Genomic DNA, 24,379 nt, shown 5'->3' with positions numbered 1-24,379 from the left:
TGTCAAGGATTTTATTGACAAAACCCGGAAAAGAAGTTAGACTGTCTGTTGCCTTATTTATAGAAAAAGGAGCGGAGCTCAATGAAAAAACCTTTTGTCACCCTGGAGCAGCTTTTGAAGATTGTGAAAGACTACCCCACCCCCTTCCATCTCTACGACGAGAAGGGCATCCGGGAAAATGCCCGGGCCCTGTACAAAGCCTTCTCCTGGAACCCCGGCTTTAAGGAGTACTTCGCTGTCAAGGCCACCCCCACCCCTCAGATTTTAAAGCTCCTCCACGAGGAGGGCTGCGGCGTGGACTGCTCCTCCCTCACCGAGCTGATGATGAGCGACCGCTGCGGCTTCCGGGGCGGCGAGATCATGTTCTCCTCTAACGACACCCCCGCTGAGGAGTTTGTGCTGGCGGAAAAGCTGGGGGCCACCATTAACCTGGATGACATCACCCATATCGACTTTTTGAAGAATACCATCGGTTATATCCCCCAAAAAATCTCCTGCCGGTACAATCCCGGCGGCACCTTTACCCTGGGGGAGAGCAAAGAGGGCTTTCAGGTGATGGACAACCCCGGCGACGCCAAGTACGGCCTCACCCGGCCCCAGATGACCGAAGCCTTCCGCCGCCTGAAGGAGCTGGGGGCGGAGGAGTTTGGCATCCACGCCTTTTTGGCCTCCAACACCATTTCCAACGACTACTATCCCGCCCTGGCCGCCATCCTGTTCCGTACGGCGGTGGAGCTGAAAGAGGAGACCGGGGCCCACATCACCTTTATCAACCTGTCTGGCGGCGTGGGGGTGCCCTACCGTCCGGAGCAGCCCGCCAACGACATTGCCGTCATCGGAGAGGGGGTGCGCAAGGCCTATGAGGAAATTCTGGTCCCCGCAGGCATGGGGGATGTGGCCATCTGCACCGAGCTGGGCCGGTTCATGCTGGCCCCCTACGGCCATCTGATTACCCGGGTGCTCCACGAAAAGCACATCCACAAGGAGTATATCGGCGTGGACGCCTGCGCCGCCGACCTGATGCGCCCCGCCATCTACGGCGCTTACCACCACATCACCGTGATGGGCAAGGAGGACGCCCCCTGCGGCCATATGTACGACGTCACCGGCTCTCTGTGCGAAAACTCCGACAAATTCGCCATTGACCGCATGCTGCCCAAGGTGGACATTGGCGACCTGCTGGCCATCCACGACACCGGCGCCCACGGCCACGCCATGGGCTACCAGTACAACGGCCGGCTCCGCTCCGCCGAGATCCTCCTGTGTGAGGACGGCTCCACCCGCCTCATGCGCCGGGCCGAAACCCCTGAGGACTACTTCGCGACTGTGATCTGGGAGTAAGGCCGCTTCTTTGTTTAAACGAAGGGATGCCCCCCTCCGCCCCCACAAGGGGAGAGGCTTTTATGCCCTCACAATGGCGTTCAGCTCCCGGACAAGCTCCAGCACCGCCTGGAACAAATAGGTTTTTTCCAGACACTCCTGTTCTGTGATCTTATCCAGAAGCTGGTCCAGCTTTTTTCGCTGCTCACTTGTGAGGAAGGAGTTTACCCGCTCTTCCTGTGTTTCCACAGCCAGGCTGCACGCTTTGTACTTTTCGTCCTTCCACAGGTCTCCCATACGGCGGTCCATTAAAAATTCGTAGAGGCATTGCGTCAGGTCATCCATTGTTGCACCTCTATGCACCCCAAACGGGGTTTGTTATAATCCCATTATGCAGACCCCAAACGGGGTTATCAAGAGGGAGAAGAAAAAATGACGAAATTACCGGAACGGCTTCTTCAACTCCGGCTGGAACAAGACTTTTCGCAAAAAAGCCTTGTCAGGGAGATGGGCCTTGCTTTAAATACCTACGTACGGTATGAACGCGGCGAACGGGAACCAACCGCCTCCGTCCTGGTCCAAATGGCAGACTTCTACGACGTAACTCTGGATTATCTGGTAGGGCGTTCGGACGAGCGCAAATAAGGCTCCTTTTGAAAGGAGCTGTCAGCCGCAGGCTGACTGAGGATTGTATTTTGTGAAGCAAAATGTACAAAGTAAACCAAGTCTGCAAAAACCTGGTCTATTTCATACATTTCGCCTGCGGCGAAATACAATCCTCTGTCACCGCCCTTCGGGCGGCGCCACCTCCTTTCAAAAGGAGGCTTTTGGGGGCGGAGACCTGTGACGGGTGGGCAAATTTGTAATAATCATTCGAGGTGACTTCTTTGAACATCATGGCGGAGCTGGCCATTATTTTTGGCGTCTGTCTGCTCTCCGAGGGCATTGCGGCCCTGATTCCGGTGGCCTTTCCAGCAAGTGTAATTGCCTTACTGCTGCTGGGACTGCTGCTGTTTGCCAAAATTCTCAAACCGGAACACATCCAGCGGCTCAGCGGATTTCTGGTGGCCAACATGGCGTTTTTCTTTCTCCCCTCCTGCGTGGGGGTGATGGAACACGCCCCCATCATCCTGGGGCAGCTGGCTCCCTTTCTGCTCATCAGCTTTTTAACCACGCCGCTGATCTATCTGGTAACCGGCTGGTCCGTCCAGTGGCTCATCCGCCGTGCCAGGGGAAAGGGGGCGGGAAAGCATGTCTGACGCCCTGCTGGCCTCCCCCTTCTTCGGGCTGACCCTCACCGCCGCCGCCTGGTGCTTCGGGTGCTGGGTCCAGAAAAAGACGGGGTTCCTGCTGTGCAACCCCCTGCTCATTGCCGTGGCCCTGATTATTGCGGCGTTGTCCGTCTTTCACATCCCCTATCAGAGCTATGCCGTTGGCGGCGACTTCATCAAGCTGATGCTGAGCCCTGTCACCGCTGTGCTGGCCCTGAATATCTATAACCAGCGGACAATTTTGAAGGAACATTTCCTGCCAGTATTAGCCGGCTGCCTGGTAGGCAGTCTCACCAGCGTGGCCAGCATTCTGGCCCTGTGTAAAGCATTTCATGTTGACGAGGCGCTGACCGCCTCACTTATGCCCAAAAGCGTCACCACCGCCATCGCCATGGGCATTGCCGAAAGTCATGGCGGCGTGGCAGGCATTGCGGCGGCGGCGGTGATGGTGGCCGGGATCACCGGGGCGGTGTTTGCCCCCCTGTTCGCCAAGGTGTTTCACATTACAGAGCCTGTGGCAGAAGGGCTGGCCATTGGTGCATGCAGCCACGCCCTGGGCACCACCCGGGCCATTGAGATCGGCCAGGTCCAGGGGGCCATGAGCTCTATCGCCATCTGTGTGTGCGGAATCATAACCTCGGTGCTGGCGCTGTTTCTGTAGCCCCCTCCGTCACGGCTTCGCCGTGCCGCCTCCCTCAAAGAGGGAGGCTTTTGACAATAGGAAACCGCCCTGCCTGACGGCAGGGCGGTTATTTTACCTCTTTTTGCTGAAAATCCGCTCCAGAATATCCCAGTCGTCGTCATTGACGGCGGGCTTGGGGGGCTCGGGCTCAGGGGGAGCCGCAGGTACAGCGAGCTGCTCGGCGGCGGGGGCCTCCTCACTGGCGGGGGCGGCGCTCTCCTCCGGCTGAGGGGCGGGTTCCTCCACCTGGTGGGGGAAGGGGACAGACTGGTTCTCCTCAAAGCCGGTAGCAATGACGGTAACCCGGATCTCGTCCTCCAGTGTCTCGTCAAAGGCAGCGCCGAAGATAATGTTGGCATCGGGATAAGCGGCCTCCTGGACCAGGTTGGCGGCGGTCTCCACCTCCTCCAGTCCGATATCCATAGAGCCGGTGACGTTGATGAGCACGCCCCGGGCACCGTTGATGGAGGTCTCCAGCAGGGGGCTGGAGATGGCCATCTTGGCGGCCTCCTCGGCCTTATTCTTGCCGGCAGCCCGGCCCACGCCCATGTGGGCCCGGCCTGCGTCCTTCATGACGGCGGACACGTCGGCAAAGTCCTGGTTGATGAAGCCAGTGTTCTTAATCAGGTCAGAGATGGATTGGACGGCCTGCTGAAGCACGTCGTCGGCAATTTCAAAGGCGTTGAGCATGGTAATTTTTTGGTCGCTGGCCAGCTTGAGCCGCTCGTTGGGGATGATGACCAGGGAATCCACCTTGGCTCGCAGCTCGGCAATGCCCGCCTCGGCCTGACGCATACGGCGAGGGCCCTCAAAGCGGAAGGGCTTTGTCACAACGCCTACAGTAAGGATGCCCTGCTCCTTGGCAATGTCGGCCACAATGGGGGCCGCGCCGGTGCCGGTGCCGCCGCCCATGCCGGCGGTGATAAACACCATGTCGGTGCCCTCCAGGATTTCGGAGATCTGCTTGCGGTTCTCCTCGGCGGACTTGCGGCCCACCTCAGGGTCGGCGCCTGCGCCCTGGCCGTTGGTCAGCTTTTCGCCGATCTGGATCTTGTTGGTGGCGCTGGAGGCCTCCAGCGCCTGCTTGTCCGTATTAACGGCAATAAAATCCACACCCTTGGTTCCAGTACGTACCATGCGGTTGACCACGTTGTTGCCGCCGCCGCCCACACCGATCACCTTGATGCTGACCACGCTCTCAGGGCCCATATCTAATCCGAACGCCATTGCTTTTCCTCCTATGTAAAAGTGGGGTCCCGCATACAGGGTCTTGTGGGGTGGTCCCGGGTTTTAGACACATCATGTTTTATTGTAACGCAGTTTTCCCCCCAGGTCAAGAGGAAATCACGTTTCAGGCAAAGTTTCCAAAATTTTCATGGGGAAATTTGCTGATTTTGGGCGGGAGAATATACCGCCGGCGACCGGGTCAAATCCATGGCCCCGGCGGCATCCTCCCCGTCTTTGGCTTCCATTTCCTTCCGTATGGACTGCATCAGCCGCACGTTATAGGCAAAGTCGGCGTTCAGCTCCATCTTCACATCGAAGCGCTCGGCGTACCGCAGCGACAGATAGGTGCTCTCCAGCTGGACGGAGGATACCTGGGACTGTATCCCCGCCCCTCCCAGGGCCTCCAGCAGGGCGGTGAGGGCCTCCAGACGGGTCTGCTCCTCCTCTGGCACCTCCAGCATGCTGCCCGCCTGGGGGGCCAGAGGCGTCAGGCCGGTGACGGTGATGGCCGCCGAGTCCGGGGCGGCGGGTTCCAGCAGCTTGCCCTTCATACTGATCAGCCAGGGCTCCTGGGCGGCGGCCAGAACGGGTGCTTCCTCCCCCTCTCCTGCCTGCTGCGCCAGCTCCTGCTGCAAGGCGGCCACCCGCTCCGGGTCGGGGACGGCAATCTGGGCCACCGCCTCCCACTCGGTGACGGTGATGACAATGGTGCTGGGCAGGGAGCGGTTGATGGTCAGGTCCCCAATGTAGGGCAGCGTGGTGCGGATGTTCTGGTTGATACGCACCTTGTTCAGACTGTACAGGTTGTCGCCCACCTCAATGCCGGAGGCGGCCACGATCTCCTCCTGGGTGTACCGCTGGTTGCCGGTAACGGTTACCACCTCCACCCGAAAAAACACCGTGGCCCCCACCGTCAGCGCCACCACAACCGTCAGCACGCAAAGCAGCTTGAACAGCGGTCCAAAGCGGCCCCTGTTTCTCCTGCGTGTTCTGCTGCGTTGGCTGTGTCTTGGCATGGGTTGTCTCCTTGGTATCGGAATCAGGCCCCCCTTGAAAGGGGACTTTTGTGCCTAGGGCACCCTTCGGATATCGGCGCCCAGGGCCCGCAGATTTTTGTCCAGGGCCTGATAGCCCCTTCCGATATGGTGCAGGCCGGACACCTGGGTGGTTCCCTCCGCCCCCAGGGCGGCCACCACCAGGGCGGCCCCGCCCCGCAGGTCGGTGGAGCGGACAGAGGCCCCGTGGAGCCGTCCCACCCCGGACACCATGGCGGCCCGGCCGGCCAGCTGGATGTCCGCCCCCATGCGGCGCAGCTCGCCCACATGGCGGTAGCGGCTGTCGAACATATTCTCCACAAAGAGGGTGGCCCCCTCCCCTCCGGCCAGGGCGGCCATAAGGATGGCCTGGGCGTCGGTGGGAAAGCCGGGGTAGGGGGCGGTGCGTACCGGGCTGATACCCCGCAGAGGGGCACAGCTGGTCAGGACCACCCGGTCAGGGCCGGTATGTAGGGTACAGCCCGCCTCCTCCAGGCAGGACAGGACGGCGGCCAGGGTGTCCGGAGCCACGCCGGTCACCTCCACCTCCCCTCCGGCGGCGGCCCCCCCGCACAGGTAGGTGGCGGCAGCGATACGGTCGCCCATCACCTGGTATTGGACCGGGCGGAGGGGAACTCCCCCCTGAATGGTTATGGAGGAGGTGCCCGCGCCCTGAATCCGGGCCCCCGCCGCCTGAAGAAAGCCCTGGAGATCAACAATCTCCGGTTCCCGGGCGGCGCCTACAATGGTGGTCAGGCCGGGACAGCCGCAGGCGGTCAGCATAATATTCTCCGTAGCGCCCACACTGGGGATGGACAGGCAGATTTCCCGTCCCCGCAGCCCCTCCCGGCAGCTGCGGCAGACCAGCGCCCCCTGCTCCTCCAGAATCTCGGCCCCCAGCGCCCGCAGGGCGGACAGATGCAGGTCAATGGGCCGGGGGCCCAGCTCGCACCCGCCGGGGTAAGACAGCTCCGCCGTTCCCAGCCGGGCCAGCAGCGCCCCCAGGAAGATGACAGAGGAGCGCATCTCTCGCATCAGGTGCTCGGGGATGTCGCACCGGCTGAGGGCGGAGGCGTCAATGACCACCGTATCCCCTTCCCGGTCAGCCCGGCACCCCAGCAGGCGCAGAATATCCAGCGTGACGGCCACGTCGGACAGGTCGGGGCAGTTGCGGAGCACGCACTGCCCGGGCACAAGCAGGCAGGCGGCCAAAATGGGCAGGACGCTGTTCTTGGCCCCGTGGACAGCCAGGGAGCCGGACAGGGGACGTCCGCCCGTAATTTCATAACAGCTCATGGGACAGCCCTCCAAATTGTTGGAATCTGGGCTATCCTATGCAAAACCTAGAGGTTTGGTTTCTCGAAAGGCTTCTTGGGAATTCTTTAAGGAACTGTCAGCCAAAGGCTGGCTCAGTGTATCAAAAAACTTGTGCTGGTCCTTTTAGGCTCCCTCAGAGAGGGAGCTGTCGCCGCCGCAGGCGGTGACTGAGGGAGTAAAGCATCGAAAATCTACAACCACAGCAAGCTTCAAACTTGCTGACACCGGCTCTGTAGGGGCAGCAATTCTGACGATTGCCATAAACTCCCTCCGTCACGGCTTCGCCGTGCCACCTCCCTCAAAGAGGGAGGTTTTTGGTGCTGCGGCGGGAGGTGCTTCTATTTCATAATCTCCCGCAGCGTCTCATAAATTTTCTCCGCCGCATTGGGCACGGCCATGGACTGGAGGGCTTTTACCATCTCCTCCCGGTGGTCACGGGCGTTGAGGAGGAGGGCCGCCTTGTCAAACAGGGTGTTTTCCACGCAGTCCGCCTCCCGCAGCAGGACGGCGGCCCCCTGGCCGGAGAGCACCTTGGCGTTTTTCTCCTGATGGTTGGCGGTAACGTTGGGGGAGGGCACCAGCACGGCGGGCTTGGCAATGGCGGTAATCTCTGAGATGGTGGAGGCACCGGCACGGCACAGCACCAGGTCGGCGGCAGCCATCACCAGGGGCATGTCATAAATATATTCCCGCACCTCAATGCCGTTATCCCCCAGCTTCAGCCCCCGGCGGAGCAGCTCCTCCTGCATCCAGGGGTAGTCCCGGCCCGCGCCGTGGATATGCCGCCAGGGGGCTCCCTCGTAGCACTCCTTGGCGATAAAGTCCATCATCTTCTGGTTCATCACCTCCGCCCCAAGAGAGCCCCAGTAGGACAGCAGCAGGGGCCGGTCGTCAGAAAAGCCCAGCTTCTTCCGGGCCTCGGCCTTGGTATACTTGAAAAAGTCCCCTCGGACAGGGGTGCCGGTAACCACCACCTTCTCCGGGTTGTCATAGTGCTCCCGGCTCTCCTCAAAGCCTACCATCACCCGGTCCACCACCTTGGACAGTGCCTTGGTGGTCAAGCCAGGAACGGCGTTGGACTCGTGGACGGCGGTGGGAAGGCCCCGGCGGGCGGCCTCATTGACCACAGGGTAGGAGGCGTAGCCCCCGGTGCCCACCACCAGATCGGGTTTGAACTCATCCAGAATGTCCCTGGCCTGCTTTTTAGACCGCTGCATATTCATCAGCGTGCCCAGGTTGTGGGCAATGTCCGCCGGGGCCAAAGAGCGGTGGAAGTTGGTGATGGTCACCGTTTTGATCTGGTACCCCTCCTTGGGAACCAGCTTGTTCTCCATACCGCCGTCCGCCCCCACAAAGAGGACCCGGCAGCCGGGGTGCTTCTCCTGGAAAACACGGGCCAGAGCCACCGCCGGGTTCACATGGCCAGCGGTGCCGCCGCAGGTAAACAGAATATTCATATTACCACCTCATATGGACTGTAGAGGCCGCCGCCTCCGGCGGCCCGCTTATCATTGGTTTCCGACCGTCCGGGGGCGGCCCCCGCAGGGGTCAATCCTTCCGGGAGGCCGGTATCTGTCGGGAAATACTTAGTATCATGCCCATTTCCGCCAGCTGTATCATTAGGGCGGTGCCTCCGTAGCTGAAGAAGGGCAGGGAAATTCCGGTGTTGGGGATCAGGCCGGTAATCACCCCGATATTCAAAAACACCTGGGTGGCCAGCAGGGTGATAATGCCCACAGTGGTGAGCATACCGAATTTATCCCGGGCGTGGAGGGCCAGCCAATAGCCCCGCAGGATAAGCAGGGCGAACAGCAGCAGAATCAGATAGCCCCCCACCAGGCCCAGCTCCTCCACCGTAATGGGGAATATCATATCGTTCTCCGGCTCCGGGACAAAGCCGTACTTCTGTCCGCTGTTGCCCAGCCCCCGGCCCAGCAGGCCTCCGGAGGCGATGGAGTACACGCCCTGACGGAACTGGTAGCCGTCACTCTGGGCGTCAGCCCCCCAGGGGTCCAGCCAGATGTTGATCTTTCTGGTGAGGTAGTCGGTCATAAACACGATAAAGGCCAGCCCCGCCCCCGCCAGGGAGCCCAGGCCTACAAACCAGCCCAGGCGGATTCCCGACACAAAAAGGACCGAGGCTCCCCCCACCATAATCAGGATGGTGCCCGACATGTGGGGCTCAAAGACCACCAGTACCAGCACCACCAGCATCACCACTCCATAGGGCACCAGCTCCAGAAAACCGATCTTTTCCAGCAAATTCAGCATACGGCCGGTGCCGGTGCGCCTGGTGAAGCGCAGCTGATGCTCCGTGTCCCGCTTGCACAATCGCGCGGAAAAGAACAGCACAATCGCCACCTTGGCAATCTCCGATGGCTGAAAGGTGGGTCCGCCCACCAGAAAGACATACAGCCAGCGCTTTACCCCGTTGATCTCCACCCCAAAGGGGGTGTAGCACAGGGCCAGCAGAAAGATGGAGCCTGCCAGCATCAGCGGGGCCATCCAGCGGAAGTGCTGGTAGTTGATGCGGGAGATCAGGTACATGGCCGCCACCCCCGCCCCGGCATACAGCGCCTGACGGGTGATGTAGAAGTAGGGGTTGTTGCTCACCGGGGGCTTGGGATCCCGAAAGGCGGTGTAGTAAGAGGCGGAAAAGAGCATAATCAGCCCGATACCCAGCAGCAGAAGTACCAGCATCAGAAAGGGCAGGTCCAGCGGGCCCCGGGCCAGCTGCTCATCCATGGTCAAATCTCGTTTCGCTTTGCGGGCCAAAGGCTCTGCCTCCTTTCAGGTCTGCTCCATAAGGCCCTCTTCGCAAAGGGGGCTGTCAGCCGTAAGGCTGACTGGGGGTTTTCTCCTAAACAGCGCCAGACGCATTTCCACAAGGGAAAACCCTCCGTCACCGCTTTCAGCGGTGACGCCTCCCTTTGTGAAGGGAGGCTTTTGTGCGTCTTACATGGGATACCGGTACATAACCCCCAGAAAGCCCAGGCAGCACAGGGCCAGGGTGATGCCGGAGAAGACGCAGAACAGCTTGGTTTCGCTCCAGCCGCCCATCTCCAGGTGGTGGTGGAGGGGAGCCATACGGAAAAAGCGTTTGCCGTGGGTCTTTTTAAAGTAGACCACCTGGATAATATCAGACAGCACCTCGGCCACATAGATCAGGCCGATAATGGGAATGACCAGGGGGATATCCAGGGCAAAGGCCAGGCCGCACACCATCCCCCCCAGAAACAGGGAGCCGGTGTCCCCCATAAAGACCTTGGCGGGGTGGAAGTTATACAGCAGAAAGGCGGACAGTCCCCCCGCCAGGGCGGCGGCCAGGATGGCCAGATCGTTTCGTCCGAACCAGGCGGCCACCGTCATATAGAACAGGGCCACAGGGATGGTGACGCCGGTGGCCAGGCCGTCTATGCCGTCGGTGAGGTTGACGGCGTTCACCGTACCCACCATGACAAAGGCGGCAAAGACCATGTACACCACCCAGGGCAGGGGAATGGTGAAGTTGAAAAAGGGAATAAACAGGTTGGGCGTCAGATATCCCTCGTTTCGCATCAGCACTGTGAAGGCAATGGCCGCCGCCAGCTGGAGCAGAAACTTCTGGGCGGCGGTAAGGCCCTCGTTGGCGTGGTGGCGCAGCTTCTGAAAGTCGTCAATCATGCCGATTACGCCGAAGATCAGGGCAAAGAGGAACACATACAGGTGCTTGCAGTTCCCCCGTTGGATTTCCTCCCAGCCGGCCACCCCGCAGGCGGCGGCGATGGCCACAATGAACATGATGCCCCCCATGGTTGGGGTCCCCTGCTTGGACATGTGCCAGGTGGGGCCGTCCGCCCGGATGGACTGCCCCGCCTTCAGGCGGCGCAGCAGCGGAATCAGAATCTGGCCCACAATGGCGGCCACGCCAAAGGCCACAATAAAGCTCAGGATGAATATCATATTGGAACCCTCCCGGTTTTTTCTCTTTTGGAGCGCACAGAACAAGGGATTATATCACATCTGCGGGAACTTTTCCAGTCTTTTGTTGTCGGAGGTCCGATTGTTTGAAATAGTCCGCCACCACTTCCCGCTCGTCCAGGTGGTGCTGGATGCCGTTGATCTCCTGATAGGTCTCGTGGCCCTTGCCGGCCAGGACAATCACGTCCCCCGGTTTCCCCTGCTCCAGAGCCCAGGCAATGGCGGCCGGGCGGTCGGGCTCTACATGGAGTTCGGCCTCTCCCTCCCCCATGCCGGAGAGGATGTCGTCAATGATGGCCCGGGGGTCCTCGGTGCGGGGGTTGTCGGAGGTGACCACCGCCAGGTCGGCCAGCTCCCCGGCAATGGCCCCCATAATGGGGCGCTTGGTCCTGTCCCGGTCGCCGCCGCAGCCAAACAGGCAGATGAGGCGGCCCGCTGTAAAGTCCCGGGCGGTGGTGAGGATATTTTCCAGGGCGTTGGGGGTGTGGGCGTAGTCTATGATAACGGTGTAGGCCCGGGGGACGGGCACCACCTCCACCCTGCCTTTTACCCCATGGAGGTTGGGCATGGCGGCGGCCATCTCCTCCAGTCCCAGCCCCAAGCACAGCCCTGCGGACAGGGCGGACAGGGCGTTGTAGATGGAAAAGCCGCCGGGGATGGGCAGATGGATGTGGGCCAGCTTTCCCAAAGTCAGGGCCTCGAACTCCACATGGCCGGGGAACAGGCGGATATTCTTGGCGGACAGGTCCGCTCCGGTCTTGTTCTCTGAGTAGGTGAACACAGGGCAGTTCACCTGGTCCAGATACCACCGTCCCGCCTCGTCGTCCAGGTTGAGTACAGCCTTTCTGCACTGTTTAAAGAGCAGCCCCTTGGCGGCCCGGTAGTCCTCCATGGTGTGGTGGTAGTCCAGATGGTCCTGGGTCAGGTTGGTGAAGACTGCCGTGTCAAAAATCAGCCCGGCCGTCCGGTGCTGGACCAAAGCGTGGGAGGATACCTCCATCACCACATGGGTACAGCCCTCGTCCGCCATCTGACGCAGGAGGGACTGGAGTTCCCAGCTCTCCGGGGTGGTGCGGTGGGCGGGCAGCTCCCGGTCTCCAATCATGTTCCGGTTGGTACCCACAAGGCCTACCCTGGCCCCCGCCGTCCGCTCCAGCAGCTCCTTGAGCAGGTTGGTGGTGGTGGTTTTGCCGTTGGTGCCGGTAACGGCGGCCAGGACCATGGAGTCCCCCGGCCTGCCAAACCAGTTGGCGGAAACCAGGGCCAGGGCCAGCCGGCTGTCCGGCGTTACCAGCCAGGGCCCCTCTTCCTCCGGGGCCCGCTGGCATATAACGGCGGCGGCCCCCTTTTCCAGGGCGGTTTGGATGTACCGGTGGCCGTCAGTTTTGTCGCCGGACATGGCCACAAAAAGGGCTCCTGGCTCCAGGGTCCGGGTATCGTAGGATATGGAAGAAATTTCCATATCCTGGCTGAGGCTCTCCCCCGTGAGGGGGACGCCAACCAAAAGGTCGCGCAGTTTCATGGTGTCACCCCTCAAAGGGCGGTTTCATTCTATATAAGATGTGCTCTAAGGTCCCTTTTCAAAGGGGGCCCGGCAAAGCCGGGGTGCTATAAGTCCCTGCCGCCCGAGCTGTAGGGGCGGCCACAGGCCAGCAAAGCTGGTAATTGCTTTAGTTATCCTCCACCACGTTGTAGAACTGCACATTGATGACCGTTCCAACGGCGGCCGCCTCCCCTGGGCTGACGCTCTGGCCGGCGGCGGTGGTGGTGTTGCTGTAGTAGGTGGACACACCCGAGGCCCGCATGAAGAAGCCGGCCCTTTCCAGGGCGTTTTTGGCCCCCTCGTAGGTCATGCCGGTGACATCCGGCACCTCGTTGGTGCTGTCTGGAACGGCGTCCCCCAGATAGAGGATGACGGTGGAGCCGCCGGGAATGCTGGCCCGGGCGGCGGGAACCTGACGGGAGACGGTGTCTCCCTGGCCTATGGTGCGGTACTTCAGGTTCTTCTTCTCCAGCTCAGTCTTGGCGTTGTCCACAGATATTCCGGTCACACTGGGCATAGGTACGTCCACGGCGGCGGACTCCTCGGCGCTGTAGATTTTCTCCACTCCCAGGTAGTCCAGAATCTCAGCAATCAGGGGGCCGGCCTTTTTGGCGGCCATGTTGCCGCCGCTGATGTAAATATCATTGGCGGTGTAGTCGCTGCCTGGCGACACAGGCTTGGGCCGGTCGTAGGCCAGCAGGACAATCACCTGGGGGTCGTCGGCGGGGGCGTAGCCCATGAAGGAGACCAGGGTGTGGTCCTTCTCCAGGCCCACCTCGGAGGAGCCGGTCTTGCCGCCGATACGGTAGCCCGCCACATAGGCGTTCTTGCCGGTGCCCTGGGACACCACCTTTTCCAAAATGTCGGCGGCTCGCTGGCTGGTCTCGGCGCTGATGACCTGGCGGACAATCTCCGTCTCTGTGTTCTGGACAACGGTGCCGTCCCTGGTACTGATGGACTGGACCACATAGGGTTTTACCAGGTTGCCCCCGTTGATGACGGCGGCAAAGCCGCAGATCATCTGGAGGGGGGTGACCTCAAAGCGCTGGCCGAAGGAGGCGGTGGCCAGTTCCACCTCGCCCATTTTATTCTTATCCCAGATGGCGCCCACCAGGCTGGCCTCACCGGGCAGGTCAATGCCGGTGTTCTCCATCAGGCCAAAGGCCTCAAAGTACTGATAAAACTTATCCTTACCCAGCCGCCTGCCGATTTCCATAAAGGCGGGGTTGCAGGAGTTGCCCACCGCCTTGGTCAGGTCCTGGTCCAGGTGGCCCTGCTTTCTGGAGCAGGAGATCTCCCGGTCGGCCACCTTGGCATAGCCGGGGCAGTAGAAGCGGTCGCTTTCAGACACCACTCCCTCCTCCAGGGCGGCGGCCAGCACCAGAGCCTTGAAGGTGGAGCCCGGCTCATACCGGGAGTCTATGGCCCGGCTGCGCCACTGGGTATTGACTGCGTTGGAGTAGGCCTGGCTCTCCGCCTTGCTCATCAGCTCGCTGTCGGTGAGGTTTTCTGTGTTGTTCGCCTTCAGCTGCTGAAAAATCTCCTCCTTATCCTGCTCCATCTGGGCCAGAAGCAGCTCGTTGGAAATCTGGGAGTAGCTGTTGGGGTCAAAGTCCGGGGAGCTGGCAATGCCGTAGATAGCCCCGGTCTTGGGGTTCATGGCAATGGCAAAGGCACCCTCCTGCACGTCAAACTCCCGGATGCCCTCCTCCAGGGTTTTTTCCAGGTAGGACTGAATGGTGGCATCAATGGTGAGGGTAAGGTTGTAGCCGTCCACGGCGTCCACATACTCGGCATAGGTATTGAAGCGCTCGGTGCCGCCGGCGGTCTTGTTGGTCATTACCCGGCCGGGGGTGCCCTCCAGCACATCGTTGTACACCGCCTCAATACCGTAGGCCCCGCCGTTGGCGTTGACAAAGCCCAGGGCCTGGGCGGCCAGGCCGGAGTAGGGGTAGTAGCGCTTGGCGTCCGGAATGAGGTACAGGTAGGAGGCGGTCTTGTGCTCGGTGAGGTACTCCCGCAGCACCTCGGCCTCCTCCTCCTCAATGTTGGTTCTAACCTCCCAGTAGGCGTTTTTGGTGTTGTGTACCTGCTTATCCACCCGCTCCCGGTCCAGCTCCGGGAACAGGGTCATCAGCTCCATCACCATCTGGTCCTGGCGAAGGGCCACGCTGGCATTGTAGGCCTCGGTGGACAGCTCATTGCCGTCCTCGTCCTTTTTAGATACGCTGTTTACCAGGTCCCTCGGGGACAGGATCAGCTTATACACCGTGGCCGACATGGCCATCACGTTGCCGTTGCGGTCATAGATGTTGCCCCGCTGGGCGGAGATGGTAAAATCCAGGGTCTGCTGCTGGGTGGCCGTCTTCTGGTACTCGTCGTGGTGGACAATGGCGATATCCCACAGCCTCCAGGCCAGGGGAATGAACATCACCACACCGCACACAACCATCAGCACCAGCGTGCGGTGGAGGATGGAACGCTTGGAGTGGCTGCCCCGGGTGGCGCTGGTGGGTGCCCCGGCCCAGCTGAGGCCCCGCTCGTAACGGCTCCGTTCCGGGGCCCGTTTGGCTGTTTGTTTCCGGGTTCTGGCTGTATTTCTGTTCATAAAACGGACCCCCTTTGCGGTGAAAGGGCGCAAGAAAGCCTCTTTCCTGCGCCCGAATTTCTCTATATTACCGGTGAGCTTGTGCGCTTTGACCCAGCCGGCCCGTATTGTACACTATGTACGGGTCAGCGGAAATATTCTATGATGCTGCCGAAAATATCCCCGATTCCCTCCAGTATGCTCCGCAGCCCGGAGGGCCCGGCATTGCCCTGGTAGACGGTGACAGTGTCCGGCTCAGACAGGTCGATATAGACCACCTGGTCGCTGGTGGGGCGCACCATGGTGTCCCCCACCACCTCCTGGATGGTGGCCAGGTCAAAGACCTTCTCGTACTGGGCGGTCAGGGCGGCGTTGTCGCTTTTCAGGGCGGACAGCTCGCTGCGCAGTTTGACCATCTCGTCGTTGGCCACCGTCAGCTGGGCGTAGCTGGTAATCAGCATGGCCGCGAAGATGGCTACAGCCAGAAAGCCCACCACCGCGAAGGGGGCGATTGCCCCCGCCTGACGGACCCGTACGCTGGCCCGCTCCTGCCGACGGACCTGCTCCCGCCGCTTGGGGTAGGGGGCCGGGGCCCGGCGGAGCTCCTCCTCCCGCCGGGGCGCCCGGACGGCGTTCCCGTCGTAGGCCGGGGCGTAGGCCACGCTGCCGTAGGTACTGTATGCGGTTGTATTATGGCGGCGATATTTGGCCATAACGGTACTCCTATCGTTCGTATTTTCACAGCTTCTCCGCCGCCCTCAGCTTGGCACTGCGGGCGCGGGGGTTTTCTTCAATTTCCCGCTGGCTGGGCAGGATGGGCTTTTTATTGACCAGCCTGATGTCCGGCGTCTTTCCGCAGACGCACACGGGAAAATCAGGCGGACAGGTACATCCTTTGGCAAAGCCGGCCAGGCCGGTTTTCACAATGCGGTCCTCCAGGGAGTGGAAGGTAATCACAGCCAGCCGCCCTCCCCGGTTCAGCCTTGGGACGGCCCGCTGGAGCATCCGCTCCACCGAGGCCAGCTCGTCGTTGACGGCGATGCGGATGGCCTGGAAGGTGCGCTTGGCGGGGTGCTGCTTCTCCCGCAGGGCCTTGGCGGGCATGGCGCTTTTGATCACCTCCACCAGCTCCAGAGTGGTCTCAATGGGCTTGTCCCCTCTGCGGCGGACAATGGCCCCGGCAATCTGGGGAGCAAAGCGCTCCTCCCCATACTGTGATATCACTCTGCGCAGCTCCTCCTGAGACCAGCCGTTGACCACACCGGCGGCGGTGAGCCCCTCTCCCTGATCCATGCGCATATCCAAGGGGGCGTCCGCCATGTAGGAAAAGCCCCGGCTGCCGTCGTCCAGCTGGGGAGAGGACACCCCCAGGTCAAAGAGCATACCGTCCGCCGCCGGCATAGACAGACTGTCCAAAATTTCATCCACCCGGTCAAAGTTGCTGTGGACCAGCTCCACCCGGTCCAGCCAGGGGGCCAGCCGCTCACGGGCGGCATCCAGAGCCGCCTGGTCCCGGTCCACACAGATCAGGCGGCCGGTGGTCAGCCGTTTGACAATCTCCCGGCTGTGGCCTGCCCGGCCCAGGGTGCCGTCCAGATAAATTCCGCCGGAGCGGATGTTCAAAGCCTCAATGCACTCGTCCAGCAGGACGGGGCGGTGGGTAAATTCACTCATATCAGAACCCCAGTTCGGCCATACAGGCGGCCATCTTCTCCGGGGTCATTTCCTCCTCCTCTTGGGCGTTCCATGCGGCGGCGGACCAGATTTCCGCCCGGTCATGGACCCCGATAATCACGGTCTCCTTCTCCAGTCCGGCGTATTTGCGCAGCTTTTGGGGGATCACAATGCGGCCCTGGCTGTCCGGCTCGCACTTGGCGGCGTTGGCAAACAGAGGGCGCATGGCTTTGGACTGGCTCATGGGCAGGGAGGCGAATTTTTCGGTGAAGCGGTCCCAGGTGGACTGGGGGTAGATGGCCAGACAGGCGTCCACCCCCATAGCCAGATAAAAGGCGGAGCCCAGCTCCTCCCGAAGCTTGGCGGGGATGAACAGGCGGCCCTTGGCGTCGATACTGTGTTCGTATGTGCCAGTCACCGCCCCTCACCTCTCCCCCACTTTGATGTTGATAACAGGGATTTCCCCCCACTTTGCTCCACCAGAGCTCCTTCAGTATAATTGTTGTTGACATAAAAAGCAAGAGGTTTTTTTCTGTGAATTTTGCCCGAAAGCGTGCGATTTCCGGGAAAAACTTTCGATTTTTGTCATCAAAACGCATGTTCCATTTTTTCTCCGCCCCTGCGCATATACAAGATATTCGCATTTAATTTAGAGCAATCTTCAATATCTTGTAGCTCCCCCGGCGTGTTTCCGGAGATAGCTCTTCCCGGAAGTGCAGGAAAAAGTTGAAAATATTTTTTTCGGAATTGTGTTCTCTTATGAAAAAGCCCTTTCCATCTCCATGAAAATGTGGTATGCTATGGATGAAATCGTCGAATTCCGCCCCCTTGGGGCGAAACTATGCCAGGAGGAATGAACATGCTGTACAATGAGTGGGAGGCGCTGGAACAGGCCTGTCTGTCCTGCCAGAAGTGCGCCCTGGCGGATACCCGCCACAACGTGGTTTTCGGCGTCGGGCCCCGGGACGCCGAGGTGATGTGTATCGGCGAGGGCCCCGGTGAAAACGAGGACCTCCAGGGCAAGCCCTTTGTGGGCCGGGGGGGCAAGCTGCTGGACGACATGCTGGAGATGGTGGACCTGAGCCGGGAGAAAAACGTGTATATTGCCAACATGGTCAAGTGCCGTCCCCCCCAGAACCGGGACCCGCTGAACACCGAGCAGGAGGCCTGTATCGACTATCTGCGCAGCCAGGTGGCCCTGATCCGCCCCAAAATCATCATCTGCCTGGGCCGCATCTCCGCCTGCAAGCTCATCAAGTCCGACTTTAAAATCAGCCGGGAGCACGGCCAGTGGTTTGAAAAAAACGGCGTGTGGATGACCGCCCTGTTCCACCCTGCCGCCATCCTCCGGGACCCGCGCCGCCGTCCCGAGACCTTTGAGGACCTGAAAGCCATCCAGGCCAAAATTTTAGAGGTCTGTGACCACACTTATTAAGAGACGAAGGGAATCACCAATGATTCAATATGACCTGTCCGCGCCGGACTGCTGCGTATCCTGGGTTTTGACCAGAGGGCGGGACGCACATTTCTGGAACAGCTGAAGCAGGACAAACAGATTCCTCTGCCCTCGGTCTATGTGGAGTTTATGGAGCTGGCCTACCAGTGTCCGCTGTTTGCCACCTCCAACCTGTGGACCGGTGCGTCCACACCCTGGATGTATTACGACGAAATTCGGGAGTATGTGGACGACCTCAAAGCCCACCAGGAGGACCAGCCCGTCAATTCCCGAAACCGTTACTTTCTCTTCATTCAGACTCCCCGGGAGGAGTGGCCCGGCCTGACCGGCGACTATCTGCTCATCGGCAGCGACTTCGGCGGAGGTGAGATCACCTTCGGCATCCGCAAAGAGGACCTGGACCAGGACGACCCGCCTATGTACTGGCACCACGAGCGGGACCCTATCGCCAAGTGGCGGGAGGACAAGCAGAGCCTGTCCGGTTTTCTGCTGGAAAATCTCTGGAATGTGCTCAACAACGTGGGCTACGACACGGCGGAGCGGGTGCTGGAGAAAATGGGCTGGCGGATTGAGGAATATTTCGACCCCCAAAAAGGGCAATGTCAATAATCTAAGCCCATGGAGGGATATCTGAATAAAAATATAATAGGAGTGATCAAAAACACTTGACAAAAAGGAAAAACTGTGGGTGCTTTTTCGTTTCGGCGAAAAAGCACCTTTGTAATTGAAAGGTGTTGTGTCTCATCAATTACAAGGGGGCTCTCCTATGTCAAGCAAAGCAATCTGTATACGAGAAACTCTATATAGTGCGATTCGTTCTGTCAGCGCTGTTTCATGGTTGTTTGCGCGTTCTCCCGGCAGAGATTTTACCAGGAATGTCAAGTTGCCCTTCGCAAAGTTGCTCACCCTGATCCTGTCCTTGAAAGGCAGCAGTATCACCTGTGAGCTTATGGAACACTTCGGCTGCACAAAAAGTCTCCCATTTGAAAAGAGATACCGCCTGTCAAATGATGTCAGGTTAAGAATTTGGAAGAAAAATTCATACTATAGAAATTTTGCGAATTGCAAGTATTATTGTGAAGTGCAAATAATTTTAAGCAATATTTTCAGCATATCCTCTTAACTTAATGACATTGGCCGGTATGCCATGCTGATTCCTCCTTGCTATTGAAATAAAAAAGCCGCCCTCGGCCCACCAAATAGTTTCCGGCAAGCGAGGGCGGCGATTTGCTATGTTTTAAGATTTTAGGTATCCGAATTCTCATAAAAAGCAAGCATTATTTCGCCACCTTAATTTTCCACACTTGCTTTTTCCTCATTACCGATATATAATGTTTCGACAGTCTGATAGGCATTAAGAGGCAATTTTAGATGGATATGAACAAAATATTATCGAAACTCTGGAACAAATCAAGGATGTTCTACCGAAAAAGCAGCAGCTTATGTCTGCTGTTGATCTAATGATGCGTTCCAGGCATATTTACCTCCTTGGTTTACACAGTGCAGCATCTATTTCCATGCATTTTGAAGATGCGCTGAACCTGTTTATGCCAAATACTACTCTCTTTCCGGCAGGAGTTTTTGTTTGACCATGTCTTGAATATGACACCAGATGATGTTGTTATCTTTATCTCCACCCGGCCGTGTACCAAGCGGACCGTAGAATTTGCGCAATTGTGCCATAAATATAAGATTCCAATTATCTTAATTACCAACAGCACCTACAACCCAATCTCTTCTCTCAGTGCCAACATCATCAACACCGGAACTGTGGATCAAACCAGCGAGCATATTTCAACTCTAATCGTTGTTCAGGCTTTTATCGAGGAATCAGGTAAACGATATTCGCCGCAGTCTGCCACAAAGCTTAATCTATTGAATGACTTTTTTAAGGCCAACCATTTGGTGCTTTTGGATAAAGATTGAGAAGCGCCAGCACATCCTGGCAACCTATTCATTTTCACATTAACAAGATTAGCAACACAATAAGGTAAAGAGCAAAAAAGGAGGATACAGAAATGAGAAAAAATTTGTATCTTGTCTGGCTGACCGCTCTAACAGCGGTGCTGCTGTGCGGCTGCGGCGCGGGCCAAGCCAGTACCTCAGCCAATATCAGCGTTCCCACCTCCGCCGCCGTCTCTGAGCCAGTCCCGGAGCCTCCACCTCCGCCGCCCTATACCCTGGACCGCTCCAACATCCCGGAGGAGGTTAATGTGGAGGTCGCAACCCTCTTATCCGAGCCCCCGGTCACCTATGCCCAAGTGCTGGACGAGGCAGAGCGGCAGGGAGATCAGGGCCAGCAGATTGACCTGACCGGTTACCAGCTCACCGTTCGCCAGATTCAGGACGTGACCGCCCGGTGCGAAGACCGTGAAGTATCCTGGCAGCTGGACGTGGACGGCGTCGCCGTCACACCGGATATGACCGAGCTGGACCTGTCCGGCCACGACCTGGCCGGGTTGGGGGTGGACCTGTATGAGCTGTTCAGGATGCTCCCCAGCCTGACCCGGGTGGACCTCTGCAAAACCGGCTTCACCAACGCGGATTACGCTGCCCTCCAGGACACCTTCCCCGACATCCGCATGATCTGGGAGATCGTCTGGCACCACTGGACCTTCCGCACCGACGTAGTGGCCTTCTCCACCATGAAGACCTGCGCCCAGACCTTCTTCCTTTACGACGAGGACGCCCAGTACCTGCGCTACTGCACCGACCTGGTGGCCCTGGACCTGGGACACAACCGGGTCCACGACTGGTCCTTCCTCCAGTACATGCCCAACTTGAAGATTCTCATTGCGGTGGACAACCAGGTGGAGGACCTGTCCTGGATTCAGTACACCCCCAAGCTGGAGTATCTGGAGTTCTTTGTGGGCTATGTGACCGATCTGAGCTTTTTGCAGTACACCCCAAACCTCAAGGACCTGAACATCAGCTACAACCGGGTCAGCGATGCCACCTATCTCTACAACCTGCCCAACCTGGAACGGCTGTGGATGGAGCACACCAGGATTCCCTACAGCGAGTACCAGAAGCTGAAAGAGACCTACCCCAACGCAAAAATCATCCGCAACGGCGAGGGCTCTATTGACCAGGGCTGGCGCACCCATGAGCGGTACTACGCCATGCGGGATATGTTTAAGAACAATTATGTTCATGAGCTGTTTATGGACAAAGAGCCGGAGGCGGGATAGTTCCCAACCACTTTGATCTGTAAAATCTTTCATCAGGAGTTTAACCTTTACAGCAAAAGAATATAATATGATCCTTAGGACGTTACCGATAAAGGACAAGACTGAAAACAACATTTTATTATGCAGTTACCATAAATTCTTTCTTTTGTGACAAAATCGAACATCCAGAAAAAAACACGATTTGACAATCGTGTTTTTTTCATGCCCAAAAGGAGGCAACGGCCATGCCGGATATGAAATTACCAAGCTATTTTACGGCGATGAGGCGATGCAGTTTACCTACTTCCGCATCCCGGCAATGTCAAGAATTATGCGCAAAAAAGTTTGCAGACTCTGGCAGAATAAAATCAGCCAGCAGTAGAGGCATCCTCCAGAGAGGTCTCTAAGTGCTTCATATTCATGTACTTCTTGTTGCCCCACTGTGTGCCAGCTACATGGCGGAGCCTGGCACAGACCAGCATCAAAGCAGAATTGCCATCCGGGAAGCAGCCCACTACTCTGGTGCGGCGGCGGATCTCCCGGTTGAGGCGTTCCATGACATTGTTGGTGCGGATACGAGTCCAGTGTTCGCTGGGAAAGTCGCAATAGGTCAGCGTCTCTTCAATGCCGTCCTCCACTTTCTTGGCCGCCTCCTTCAGCTTCATTTCCCGCAGCTGGGCTACCACGGCCTTAGCTTTCTCACGGGATGCTTTTTTGCTCTCCTGGGCATGGATCGCCTTGAGCATCTTGGCCACCAACTTCACCTTAGAGCGCGGTGTTACAGAAAAGACATTGCGGTAGAAATGGACGGTACACCGCTGGTATTTGGCCTCCGGGAACACTTCTCCCACAGCCTCCAGCATACCAAGACACTTGTCCCCAATCACCTGCCTGTGCCTCTACACGACTCAGCACACCGACCGGGACTTCCGCAAGGGGGACACCGTGATCCTGGCGGTCGTCAAATACGACTATGAACGCAGTCTAATCTATGGCCGAATCCTGTCTAAGTGGTAGAGAAATATTTGTTAATTCTGCAAATTTTTCCAATATTCAAGAAATAGATTATAGATATTTTTAAGAATTTAGTTTTTAATCAAAAAAAGACTTGACTGTTGATAAAAAATTAGTATAATAAGTAATGTTAACTCATTAGGCAAGATAATAGCACAAGTTGCAGTAGTATCGAAGTGGTCATAACGAGCACGACTGGAAATCGTGTAGCCTGATAAGGGCTCGAGGGTTCGAATCCCTCCTACTGCGCCAACCTGAACGACCTTACCTAATCTGAACAAATTGTTGTCAGTTGTTCGGATTAGGTAGGGTCGTTCTTTGCCTGTAGCCCTTGTATTTCAAGGGCTACAGGCTTTTTAACTTCGAATTACATGTGTCAGTGAACAAAAGCAAACAATTCAAAATCAGAGTGCAAAACATGTAATTAGGGGGATTCGAACTCCGCTGACATCCTCCTGGCCCTTTTATTGGCTATCATTCATGAACAACTCCTCTGCCTGACATGGTGTTTGGTTTTTCAGTGTACGATGAGGTCGCTGTGTGTTATAAAATTCGATGTAGGAAGCAATGCCTCGCTTAAAAGTAGCTTCTGATGTGTAATCCTTTCGATATAAATCTTCCTTTTTAAGTGTGGCGAAGAAAGATTCAGCAACTGCATTGTCATGAGGTTTCCCTGAATTGGAGAAAGACTGTTCTACAGACCGCTCATGAAGTAATTGTCTGAACCGGTGAGAGGTATATTGGGCCCCTCGGTCACTGTGGAAAATGAGGCCAACGCCTGGACTGCGCTGCTCCCATGCGGTCTTAAACGTAGCGGTGATTAGCTGGGTGCTATTTTTCCTGGATACTTTGTATGCGACAACCTTGCGGGAAAACAAGTCCAAAATCACACAGATATATAAATAGAGTTCTCTCAGCTTGAAGCATGTGACATCGCTGACCCAAACCTGGTTGGGCCTGTCTGCCTGGAATTGCTGACGAAGGATGTTTTGTTTCTTCTCTGGTGCATGGAGTTTCATGTAATCCTGTTTCGCAGTACTCCGGATACTGGCCAACCCCATTTCTCTCATCAATCTTGCCACATATTCTGTGCTGACCTGGTATCCGCGCTGAACAAGGATCGTGCGAATTTTCTCGGCCCCCAACACTTGGCGGTACTCATCAAACACCTCCCGGATCAGGACGCAGTATTCTTCTCTGCGCTTTTCAAACCACGCGTTTCCTCGTTTATTACGGAGAATGTGATTGTAAAATGTACCACGAGAAACATCCAATGCTTCACAGAGAGTGTGGACATCGTACTGTCCATAGAGCAACTCCAATTCATGCAGCTTCTTTTTTAGAGGGGCATGGATAGTACAGCTGACCGTTTTTAAAATGGCTACGATGCTCTCAAGTTTTTCAACCCGATGCAGGAGCATATCGTATTCTCTGGAAGTAAGGGTACGTTTTTCTTCAGGAACTATATCACGATACTTTTTTGCCCAGCGATAGATGGTGCGCTCACATACTCCATATTTTGCGCTTAGGTCTTGGGCAGAACGTCCCTGCTTATGCTGTGCAATAATATCAGATTTTTCTTGATCGGAATAAGCCATAATACGACATCCTTTCGCATGATATGATTCAGCATACCATATGGAGTGCAATATAGCATAACGATTTTTACAAAAATTATGATGCACAAATTCGATAGAATTGTGTATCCAATAGATTTTCCTAATCATTTTTGATCGAATGACCCTGCTGAAAAACGTTGTAAGTTTGTCAAACAAATTGGACAAGGAAGTCGATAGGAGAAAGCCAGGAGAGGGGACGCATCGGTAAGTTGTTGGAGCTTCGGTTATGGACAGCGAGTTGTTTCTGAAAGTCAGCCAGAGAGAAAAAAGAACGAACAGAATAGAAGCGTTTCTGGTCTTCCCTGTGGCTGCGCTCTACTTTTCCGTTGTGTCTTGGGGTGTAAGGGCGGATGAGCTTGTGGCGGATGCCAAGATCAGCGGCAGTCTTTTCAAAAAGGGTCTGGACATCCCGTTTGCTGTTGGAAAAAGAGACCGCCGAAAAATCTGTGTAAACGACAAAAACTGCAAGTATGAAAAGCAACGACTCAGTCAAGAATGGAAATAA

General features: G+C 57.3%; 24 protein-coding genes, 1 tRNA gene and 1 pseudogene. 10 read left to right on the top strand and 16 right to left on the bottom strand.

Going from position 1 to position 24,379, the window contains the following annotated elements:
- Positions 1–81: 81 nt before the first annotated feature.
- On the top strand, positions 82–1,341 hold the full coding sequence (locus NFS22_RS17620) for a diaminopimelate decarboxylase (protein WP_251319012.1): 1,260 nt from the start codon (positions 82–84) through the stop codon (positions 1,339–1,341).
- A gap of 60 nt (positions 1,342–1,401) precedes the next feature.
- Here NFS22_RS17620 and NFS22_RS17615 read toward each other — a convergent pair whose 3' ends face one another.
- Entirely contained in the window at positions 1,402–1,665 is a 264-nt protein-coding gene (locus NFS22_RS17615) for a hypothetical protein (RefSeq protein WP_251319011.1), read from the bottom strand.
- Positions 1,666–1,752: 87 nt separating this feature from the next.
- Here NFS22_RS17615 and NFS22_RS17610 point away from each other — a divergent pair, with 87 nt between their 5' ends.
- The 3 genes from NFS22_RS17610 (at position 1,753) to NFS22_RS17600 (ending at position 3,252) form a co-directional block, all read left to right on the top strand.
- Entirely contained in the window at positions 1,753–1,965 is a 213-nt protein-coding gene (locus NFS22_RS17610; RefSeq protein WP_251319010.1) for a helix-turn-helix domain-containing protein, read from the top strand.
- Between the two features lie 251 nt (positions 1,966–2,216).
- Positions 2,217–2,579 (top strand): CidA/LrgA family protein, encoded by a 363-nt coding sequence (locus tag NFS22_RS17605; protein WP_251319024.1) that lies wholly within the window; start codon positions 2,217–2,219, stop codon positions 2,577–2,579.
- A complete protein-coding gene (locus NFS22_RS17600; protein WP_251319009.1) occupies positions 2,572–3,252 on the top strand; it encodes an LrgB family protein in 681 nt (226 codons plus the stop codon). Before NFS22_RS17605 ends, NFS22_RS17600 begins: the two co-directional genes overlap by 8 nt.
- A 93-nt stretch (positions 3,253–3,345) precedes the next feature.
- Here NFS22_RS17600 and ftsZ read toward each other — a convergent pair whose 3' ends face one another.
- From ftsZ to mraZ, 12 genes are all read right to left on the bottom strand, one after another.
- Positions 3,346–4,500 (bottom strand): cell division protein FtsZ, encoded by a 1,155-nt coding sequence (ftsZ, locus tag NFS22_RS17595; protein WP_251319008.1) that lies wholly within the window; start codon positions 4,498–4,500, stop codon positions 3,346–3,348.
- A 146-nt stretch (positions 4,501–4,646) separates the two neighbouring features.
- Complete coding sequence (locus NFS22_RS17590) at positions 4,647–5,516, bottom strand: cell division protein FtsQ/DivIB (protein WP_251319007.1); 870 nt, start codon at positions 5,514–5,516, stop codon at positions 4,647–4,649.
- Positions 5,517–5,570: 54 nt separating this feature from the next.
- The gene (gene murA, locus NFS22_RS17585) at positions 5,571–6,830 is read right to left on the bottom strand and encodes a UDP-N-acetylglucosamine 1-carboxyvinyltransferase (protein WP_251319006.1); all 1,260 of its coding nucleotides are present in this window, start codon (positions 6,828–6,830) and stop codon (positions 5,571–5,573) included.
- Positions 6,831–6,974: 144 nt separating this feature from the next.
- The gene (locus tag NFS22_RS17580; protein WP_251319005.1) at positions 6,975–7,112 is read right to left on the bottom strand and encodes a hypothetical protein; all 138 of its coding nucleotides are present in this window, start codon (positions 7,110–7,112) and stop codon (positions 6,975–6,977) included.
- 77 nt (positions 7,113–7,189) lie between these two features.
- Positions 7,190–8,308, bottom strand: a complete 1,119-nt coding sequence (gene murG / locus NFS22_RS17575; RefSeq protein WP_251319004.1) for an undecaprenyldiphospho-muramoylpentapeptide beta-N-acetylglucosaminyltransferase — start codon at positions 8,306–8,308, stop codon at positions 7,190–7,192.
- 91 nt (positions 8,309–8,399) lie between these two features.
- Positions 8,400–9,626, bottom strand: coding sequence for an FtsW/RodA/SpoVE family cell cycle protein (locus tag NFS22_RS17570; protein ID WP_251319003.1), 1,227 nt, complete (start codon positions 9,624–9,626; stop codon positions 8,400–8,402).
- Between the two features lie 180 nt (positions 9,627–9,806).
- The gene (mraY, locus tag NFS22_RS17565; RefSeq protein ID WP_251319002.1) at positions 9,807–10,793 is read right to left on the bottom strand and encodes a phospho-N-acetylmuramoyl-pentapeptide-transferase; all 987 of its coding nucleotides are present in this window, start codon (positions 10,791–10,793) and stop codon (positions 9,807–9,809) included.
- A 49-nt stretch (positions 10,794–10,842) separates the two neighbouring features.
- Positions 10,843–12,333, bottom strand: a complete 1,491-nt coding sequence (locus NFS22_RS17560; RefSeq protein WP_251319001.1) for a UDP-N-acetylmuramoyl-L-alanyl-D-glutamate--2,6-diaminopimelate ligase — start codon at positions 12,331–12,333, stop codon at positions 10,843–10,845.
- 148 nt (positions 12,334–12,481) lie between these two features.
- Positions 12,482–14,962: a penicillin-binding transpeptidase domain-containing protein gene (locus NFS22_RS17555; RefSeq protein ID WP_251319000.1), complete on the bottom strand. Its 2,481-nt coding sequence runs from the start codon at positions 14,960–14,962 to the stop codon at positions 12,482–12,484.
- A gap of 125 nt (positions 14,963–15,087) precedes the next feature.
- Positions 15,088–15,654 carry a hypothetical protein gene (locus tag NFS22_RS17550; protein WP_251318999.1) on the bottom strand — a complete coding sequence of 189 codons (567 nt, stop codon included), beginning with the start codon at positions 15,652–15,654 and terminating at the stop codon, positions 15,088–15,090.
- 25 nt (positions 15,655–15,679) lie between these two features.
- Positions 15,680–16,615, bottom strand: a complete 936-nt coding sequence (gene rsmH, locus NFS22_RS17545; protein ID WP_251318998.1) for a 16S rRNA (cytosine(1402)-N(4))-methyltransferase RsmH — start codon at positions 16,613–16,615, stop codon at positions 15,680–15,682.
- Position 16,616: 1 nt separating this feature from the next.
- Positions 16,617–17,033 (bottom strand): division/cell wall cluster transcriptional repressor MraZ, encoded by a 417-nt coding sequence (mraZ, locus tag NFS22_RS17540; RefSeq protein ID WP_251318997.1) that lies wholly within the window; start codon positions 17,031–17,033, stop codon positions 16,617–16,619.
- 435 nt (positions 17,034–17,468) lie between these two features.
- On the opposite strand from mraZ, the gene NFS22_RS17535 reads away from it, so the two are divergent.
- From NFS22_RS17535 to NFS22_RS17520, 4 genes are all read left to right on the top strand, one after another.
- Complete coding sequence (locus NFS22_RS17535; RefSeq protein ID WP_251318996.1) at positions 17,469–18,050, top strand: uracil-DNA glycosylase; 582 nt, start codon at positions 17,469–17,471, stop codon at positions 18,048–18,050.
- Between the two features lie 150 nt (positions 18,051–18,200).
- The gene (locus tag NFS22_RS17530; RefSeq protein ID WP_251318995.1) at positions 18,201–18,680 is read left to right on the top strand and encodes a hypothetical protein; all 480 of its coding nucleotides are present in this window, start codon (positions 18,201–18,203) and stop codon (positions 18,678–18,680) included.
- A 972-nt stretch (positions 18,681–19,652) separates the two neighbouring features.
- On the top strand, positions 19,653–19,997 hold the full coding sequence (locus NFS22_RS17525; protein WP_251318994.1) for a MurR/RpiR family transcriptional regulator: 345 nt from the start codon (positions 19,653–19,655) through the stop codon (positions 19,995–19,997).
- Positions 19,998–20,089: 92 nt separating this feature from the next.
- Positions 20,090–21,262, top strand: coding sequence for a leucine-rich repeat domain-containing protein (locus NFS22_RS17520; RefSeq protein WP_251318993.1), 1,173 nt, complete (start codon positions 20,090–20,092; stop codon positions 21,260–21,262).
- 347 nt (positions 21,263–21,609) lie between these two features.
- Here NFS22_RS17520 and NFS22_RS17515 read toward each other — a convergent pair.
- Positions 21,610–22,128, bottom strand: a pseudogene (locus NFS22_RS17515) (transposase); the annotation flags it as partial.
- Here NFS22_RS17515 and NFS22_RS17510 point away from each other — a divergent pair.
- Positions 22,115–22,258 (top strand): hypothetical protein, encoded by a 144-nt coding sequence (locus NFS22_RS17510; protein WP_251318992.1) that lies wholly within the window; start codon positions 22,115–22,117, stop codon positions 22,256–22,258. The pseudogene NFS22_RS17515 and the gene NFS22_RS17510 sit on opposite strands and share 14 nt — an antisense overlap.
- A gap of 159 nt (positions 22,259–22,417) precedes the next feature.
- Positions 22,418–22,507: transfer RNA gene (locus tag NFS22_RS17505), tRNA-Ser, on the top strand.
- 212 nt (positions 22,508–22,719) lie between these two features.
- Here NFS22_RS17505 and NFS22_RS17500 read toward each other — a convergent pair.
- Positions 22,720–23,853: an IS3 family transposase gene (locus NFS22_RS17500; RefSeq protein WP_251318991.1), complete on the bottom strand. Its 1,134-nt coding sequence runs from the start codon at positions 23,851–23,853 to the stop codon at positions 22,720–22,722.
- A gap of 169 nt (positions 23,854–24,022) precedes the next feature.
- A partial coding sequence (locus NFS22_RS17495) for an integrase core domain-containing protein (protein WP_251318990.1) occupies positions 24,023–24,379 on the bottom strand: 357 nt, incomplete at its 5' end.

Origin of the sequence: Flintibacter muris (assembly GCF_943192995.1) — a bacterium.
In the GTDB taxonomy this organism is placed as follows: Bacteria; Bacillota; Clostridia; order Oscillospirales; family Oscillospiraceae; genus Lawsonibacter; species Lawsonibacter muris.
Note: the sequence above shows the minus strand (reverse complement) of the source record. Positions and strands in the feature narration are given on the sequence as shown.

Excerpts from the sequence above, each read along its gene's own strand:
- NFS22_RS17620 (WP_251319012.1), top strand. The coding sequence starts at position 82 with ATGAAAAAACCTTTTGTCACCCTGGAGCAGCTTTTGAAGATTGTGAAA.
- NFS22_RS17615 (WP_251319011.1), bottom strand. The coding sequence starts at position 1,665 with ATGGATGACCTGACGCAATGCCTCTACGAATTTTTAATGGACCGCCGT.
- NFS22_RS17610 (WP_251319010.1), top strand. The coding sequence starts at position 1,753 with ATGACGAAATTACCGGAACGGCTTCTTCAACTCCGGCTGGAACAAGAC.
- NFS22_RS17605 (WP_251319024.1), top strand. The coding sequence starts at position 2,217 with ATGGCGGAGCTGGCCATTATTTTTGGCGTCTGTCTGCTCTCCGAGGGC.
- NFS22_RS17600 (WP_251319009.1), top strand. The coding sequence starts at position 2,572 with ATGTCTGACGCCCTGCTGGCCTCCCCCTTCTTCGGGCTGACCCTCACC.
- ftsZ (WP_251319008.1), bottom strand. The coding sequence starts at position 4,500 with ATGGCGTTCGGATTAGATATGGGCCCTGAGAGCGTGGTCAGCATCAAG.
- NFS22_RS17590 (WP_251319007.1), bottom strand. The coding sequence starts at position 5,516 with ATGCCAAGACACAGCCAACGCAGCAGAACACGCAGGAGAAACAGGGGC.
- murA (WP_251319006.1), bottom strand. The coding sequence starts at position 6,830 with ATGAGCTGTTATGAAATTACGGGCGGACGTCCCCTGTCCGGCTCCCTG.
- NFS22_RS17580 (WP_251319005.1), bottom strand. The coding sequence starts at position 7,112 with ATGGCAATCGTCAGAATTGCTGCCCCTACAGAGCCGGTGTCAGCAAGT.
- murG (WP_251319004.1), bottom strand. The coding sequence starts at position 8,308 with ATGAATATTCTGTTTACCTGCGGCGGCACCGCTGGCCATGTGAACCCG.
- mraY (WP_251319002.1), bottom strand. The coding sequence starts at position 10,793 with ATGATATTCATCCTGAGCTTTATTGTGGCCTTTGGCGTGGCCGCCATT.
- NFS22_RS17560 (WP_251319001.1), bottom strand. The coding sequence starts at position 12,333 with ATGAAACTGCGCGACCTTTTGGTTGGCGTCCCCCTCACGGGGGAGAGC.
- NFS22_RS17555 (WP_251319000.1), bottom strand. The coding sequence starts at position 14,962 with ATGAACAGAAATACAGCCAGAACCCGGAAACAAACAGCCAAACGGGCC.
- NFS22_RS17550 (WP_251318999.1), bottom strand. The coding sequence starts at position 15,654 with ATGGCCAAATATCGCCGCCATAATACAACCGCATACAGTACCTACGGC.
- rsmH (WP_251318998.1), bottom strand. The coding sequence starts at position 16,615 with ATGAGTGAATTTACCCACCGCCCCGTCCTGCTGGACGAGTGCATTGAG.
- NFS22_RS17535 (WP_251318996.1), top strand. The coding sequence starts at position 17,469 with ATGAACATGCTGTACAATGAGTGGGAGGCGCTGGAACAGGCCTGTCTG.
- NFS22_RS17530 (WP_251318995.1), top strand. The coding sequence starts at position 18,201 with ATGGAGCTGGCCTACCAGTGTCCGCTGTTTGCCACCTCCAACCTGTGG.
- NFS22_RS17520 (WP_251318993.1), top strand. The coding sequence starts at position 20,090 with ATGAGAAAAAATTTGTATCTTGTCTGGCTGACCGCTCTAACAGCGGTG.
- NFS22_RS17500 (WP_251318991.1), bottom strand. The coding sequence starts at position 23,853 with ATGGCTTATTCCGATCAAGAAAAATCTGATATTATTGCACAGCATAAG.